The organism is Desulfosarcina sp., from assembly GCF_041551955.1.
Lineage (GTDB): Bacteria > Desulfobacterota > Desulfobacteria > Desulfobacterales > Desulfosarcinaceae > Desulfosarcina.
The window spans coordinates 1-5,452 of record NZ_JBFELV010000347.1 but is presented as its reverse complement, the minus strand read 5'-3'; the positions used below and the strand labels follow the sequence as shown (position 1 = coordinate 5,452).

Here is a 5,452-nt window from a genome sequence, read left to right as displayed (position 1 = left end):
CTGCAATCCGCTGACGCTGAGATCACGAAGGGTGCCCACCTTTCCCGAGCAATGATCCAAAACAAATACATCTTTTCCGGCCATCAGACGTCGAGGATAATTGCGCCGCTCGGTTTTCATGGCCTTCCAAATCCTTCCGCCATGCTGTGGTTGTCATTGACGTCGGTGTTTTCGTCTGCGAGTCATCCGGTCAGGATCAATTACCAGGAGTGGGCATCCTCTTAATGTGCTGACTGGCAAAGGCTTAGGGATCCGGGTGATTGAATTCTATTTTTTTCATGACCGCGGGGGAAGTCATGCTCGGCTTGAGTTCTGTTCAATAACCAATGAAATCCACGGCTCTTTTGGAAAATTACTGAGCAATAGACATGCCATATTAATTTTACCAATAATTTCAATTGGTAATAAAAAACCAGGTAAATTTAGGACTGAAAAGGATAGGCTTTCGAAGGAGGAAGCCCTCCCAATCTGGGAGGGATGATAGAAAGAATAATAACGATTTCTTATCGTTATCGATATTCATCCCATTTTGGGAGGGAATAAATTTGGTATAGGCGGAATAGCCCTATTTGACGCCGTAGGCCTTCAGTTTCCGCCGCAGGGTGTTGATGCCAATCCCCAGAACGCGGGCACTTTCGGCCTTGTTGTTGTCCTGCATGTCGTAGATCTTGAGGATGTGGTCTTTTTCCAGCTCGGCCAACGTGGGTACCGGTTGATTCTGCGCCTGCTGAACGTATTTCTTGGCCCGCTGCCGGACGTGGCCGGGCAGGCAGTTGATGTTGATCGGTTTTCCCTGGGCCAGGCTCAACGCCGATCTGACAATCGACTTCAGTTCACGGATATTGCCCGGGTAGTCGTAGGCCATGAGCGCCTCCATGACCGCATCTTCTACCTCCGCGCCATCAGGACCGTTGAACTCCTTAAGAAAGCAGCCCGTCAGCAAGGGGACGTCGTCCATCCGTTCCCTCAATGGCGGCAGGTGCAGCCAGCTGCCGCTCAGGCGGTAGTAGAGGTCTTTTCGAAAGCGACCCGTGGCCATCATCTTTTCCAGTTCCTTGTTGGTGGCCGCAATGATCCTCAAATCCACTTTGCGGGAAGTGTTGGTGCCGATTTTTATGAATTCCCCGCTCTGCAGCACGCGCAGGAGTTTTCCCTGCAGGGTCGGCGCCAGGTTGCCGATCTCGTCCAGGAAAAGGGTGCCCTGGTGCGTGCTCTCCAGGTAACCGGTGCGGTCTTTCTCGGCACCGGTATAGGCGCCTTTGGTGTGCCCGAAAAACTCGGCGTCGAAAAGGCTCTCGGTGATGGCATCCATGTTGATGGCGGTGAACTGGCGATGGCCACGGTCGCTGGCGGCATGAATGGCTTGCGACAATAGCTCTTTACCGGTCCCGGTTTCCCCGGTGATGAGGACGGGCGCGTTGCTGGCGGCATGCAGTTCGGCAATCCTGAGGATGCGGGTCATCTGTTCGTTGTTGGTGGTAATCGGAGCGAACGCCGTCGCGTTTTTCAATTCGGGAATGGATTTTATTTTACCGATATTCAAGATATCCAACAGCCGTTTTCTCTCTAAGGCCCGTTGGATGGACGAGATCAGATCCTCCTTGGACACCGGCTTGACCAGATAATCATAGGCCCCTTTCTTCAAGCAGTTGACCGCCGTGCGGGCTTCGTCCAACGCCGTGACCATGATGCACTCGATCTGCGGTTGGCGATTTTTAATCGCCTCCAACAATTGTACGCCATCAATTCCCGGCATGGTGATATCGATCAGGGCGACTTCGTACGGTGTCCCGTTTTCAACCTCGGCAAGCGCCTGCTGCGGGTCCGATTCGGTCTGGATGCCCTTGAACCCGGAAGTAATCAATCCGCGGCGCACGCTGTCAAGAAAATCGGTCTCATCATCGACCACAAGGATTCTGTTCTTCATGCGACTGCCTCATGCTTTGTTGGTTGTATCGCTCATCGTTGGTCATATTCGTCAGTCTCTGGCCTTCACCCGACGTTCCTTGTCCGGCAAAAAAATCGTAAACGTGCTGCCCTGCCCCTTCCGGCTGGCCACTTCGATCCGCCCACCCAGACGCTGCACCAGATTGTGGCAGACATACAGACCCAAACCGGTGCCTTCGCTGGCCGATTTGGTGGTGAAAAAGGGGTTGAAAATCTTCCCTAACTTCTTTTCGTCGATACCGACGCCATTATCCGAAACCGCGATGATGGTGGTATCCCGCCACGAATCTCCCGTAGATGCCGACACCCTCACCGTTGAGTCGGGCTTGTCGGCGGCTTGCACGGCATTGACGATCAGATTCAGCAGCACCTGCTCCATGGAATACTCGTCTGCATAGATTGGGGGCTGACTGTTGGGAACGTCTACCCTGAAATTCCGGACCCGCTTCTTGATCTGGCTGCGGCAGATGGAGAGGACCTTGTCGATCACCACAGGCAGTTCCAGCCACACCTTCTCCCGATTGCCGTTGCCCTGCGAAAACTCGCGCAGGTTCGATACGAAACTGCTGATTCGGCTGGCGCCATGCTCGATGTTGTCCACCAGTTTGAAGACATCTTCGCGAAATTCGTCATAGCTCATGTGGAGCAGCTCGAGATCCGTGTGCTTGTCGGCATACTGATCCGAAATTCGGGTCAAGGCTTCAAGATACTCGCGCAGGATGGGGATGTTGAAGGTGATAAAGTTATTCGGATTGTTGATCTCGTGGCCGATGCTGGACACCAGGATACCCAATGAGGCCATTTTCTCGCTTTGAATCAATTGCTGCTCGAAACGCTTCTCCTCGGTGATGTCGCAGATACGAATGATGGCGCCGCCGGCCGCATCATCCGCTTCGTTTACCGGAAAAATGGTAATCCGCTCCAGACGCTCTTCATCGACCACCCCCTGGCGCTCAAAGGTCAGGTTCTCACGCCGCTGCACCGCCAGTGGAATGGCGCAGCCGGCGCACGAAGCGGCCGGGCCAATTTCCTGGTGGCACAACTTGCCGATCACATTGTCCAGGGAATTGATCCGGAAGGTTGTTGCAGCCACCCGGTTGAGCATGCGGATCTTCATATCCATATCCACCAGAATCAATGCATCGCTGATCCCGTCGATAAGGGTCTGAAGGGTGTTGCGGTTATTGCGCAGTCTTTCCTCGACCAGCCGACGCTCTTCGATTTCAGACTGCAATTCCCGGTTCATATCGGACAGCGCCTGGGTGCGCTCGGCCACCCGAGTTTCCAACTCATGATAGGCAGTCTCCAGTCCCTCCTCCGCGCGAAGGCGACGAATCGCCGCACCCACATGCATGGCGGCCGTTTCCATGCGTTCCACCGTCACCCGGTCGAGCATTCCCTCTACGGCATCGGCAATCAAGAGCAACCCGAGGATCTGCTCGCCGACCTTGATCGGCACCAGGGCCAGGGAACGATACCCCATCCGGGCGCACCGTTCTTGATCACAGCGTTCCGGCGTGGCGGCCGCCGATCCGCCATCCTTAGTCGAAGGATCAAGAAAATAGGATCCAAAAGGAGTGAACCAGGGAAGACCCGTATCGATATCGTTGTTCAATACACGCGCGCACATGCTGCGGTTGGATTTCAGCGAGGTGAGGTCCACTTCACACCCCATGCCATTGGCGTCGGAGGATGGTGATCGATCCTCTTGCGCCATGCCATTGTCATTGAACAGGCGAATGGTACATTTGCTGCAGCCGGTGTGCAGCCGGATGCTGGCGCTAAATTGGCTGAGCATATGTTCGATATCCCGGTTGTCGTTGGCAATCTTCATGAACTCATATGAGATGCGCAGGTCGTTTTCGGCCTCCTTCAGGTCGCTGATGTCGCGCGCGACCGTGACCAGATGGGCCGCCTGGCCGAAGTCGACGGTGTTGGCCGAGACCAGGGCGGTCCGAATATGCCCTTCCTTGGTATGCACATGAAATTCGAGGTTGTGGACGGGTCCACCCGCCAATGTAGCCGCCGAATAGGACTCTCGCAGGTTGAAATCTTTCCATCGGGGCATCGCGTCGGGGGACTTTCCCACGACCTCGTCTTTCCCGTAGCCGGTGAGCTCGGTAAATCCCGGATTGACATCGACAATAACACTGTCCGCCAGCCGGCTCAGCATGATGGCGTCCGGGCTGGTGTTAAAAATGGTACGAAACAGCCGTTCACGCTCCTTGAGGGCCGCCTCAGCCTGCCGACGTTCCTCGAACTGTCTGGCCAGTTGGGAATTGGCCCGGTTCAACGTTTGGTAACTCTCTTTTCGATAACGTTCATAGCGGCGGATCTGATAGGTGACGAGCGCAATGATGGCCACGCAAAACACCACCAGCACCGCATAGGAGACCCGCTGCTGCAACTGTTCCTTTAGCATCAGACGTGAGATGTCCGCTTCCAGTTCATCCAACTGGAAGCGGAAACCGGCAAACCGTTTGTCCAAGCGCACAATCCTTTCGGCAAGGACTTCGGGCGTTTTGACTGGACCCTTGTACGAACGATACAATGCCTTCAACTGAACTAAATGCTCGTTCAAATCCTCTAACCGGCCCCTGACGTCCAATTTTTCCGTGAACAGCCAGGAACGGCTGCTCTGCTGATGCGACTGCAACAGATTGGCAAGATGCCAGATGGACTGGTCAAGGTAAAACCACATCGTATATGCGTCAGGATCGATCTCCCCGCGCAGCAGATCCGTAGCTTCATGGTGGACCGCCGTGGCTTCAAGCTTGACCTCTCTGACAGCGGTCCACAGGGGTGAAGTCAGCTCGTTCAGACGCCGGGCATTGATGTAGTTGTTTATGATGAAAACCAGCATCACCACCCCCACCACCCCAACCATTATATAGGCGCGATGCAACGAGATCGACTGTTTCCGGTGGTCTTCAGGGTTCATTGGACCGTCCATCTTCCTTCATGATTTCCATTCTGATATCGTGAATAAGCAATTTGTATGCAAAAAACCCAACTTAAAACTAACCTGCCTGAATTCATGTATTTTCTATATTATTTAGGTCTAAAAAAGACGAGGCAACCGCTGAATAAGAAAAATATTTCACAATCTTAGATAATCAACTACCACCTTAGTTGAGTGTTTCACCTTCCGAGGACTTGGACAAACCTTTACCTTTCGATGATAAGACGAATAAACGCTTTCCGAAAAAGGTAAGACACGCAACTAAGGTACCCCATTGGCCTCCGGAAACATCCGCGTAACCTCGATCCGATCCAGATCCGCATCGGCCATGGGTTGCCTTGCCGAGCATGCTTGACGAATTGGTGTATCGATGAAAGAGTGTCAATGTTGACAAAATTTCTGTTATGTATGGAAGAGACATTAATGCATAGGTGGATGATTTTCCAGTGGACCCTGGTCCTGTCGATGCTGATCCTGCTCCTGCCGCCGGCCGGCTACACGGACGTGCCGAAACCGATACGAATCGGCGCCACGGTCTCCTTG

At 53.7% G+C, this 5,452-nt stretch carries 2 protein-coding genes; both read right to left on the bottom strand.

The window, feature by feature from the left end:
• Window positions 1-565: 565 nt before the first annotated feature.
• Window positions 566-1,927, bottom strand: a complete 1,362-nt coding sequence (locus ABYV26_RS19755; RefSeq protein WP_372683075.1) for a sigma-54-dependent transcriptional regulator — start codon at window positions 1,925-1,927, stop codon at window positions 566-568.
• A gap of 51 nt (window positions 1,928-1,978) precedes the next feature.
• Entirely contained in the window at window positions 1,979-4,888 is a 2,910-nt protein-coding gene (locus ABYV26_RS19750; protein WP_372683074.1) for an ATP-binding protein, read from the bottom strand.
• Between the last annotated feature and the right edge of the window lie 564 nt (window positions 4,889-5,452).

What these genes read in the sequence shown, in the direction of transcription:
- ABYV26_RS19755 (WP_372683075.1), bottom strand. Translation starts at nt 1,927, where the DNA reads ATGAAGAACAGAATCCTTGTGGTCGATGATGAGACCGATTTTCTTGAC.
- ABYV26_RS19750 (WP_372683074.1), bottom strand. Translation starts at nt 4,888, where the DNA reads ATGAACCCTGAAGACCACCGGAAACAGTCGATCTCGTTGCATCGCGCC.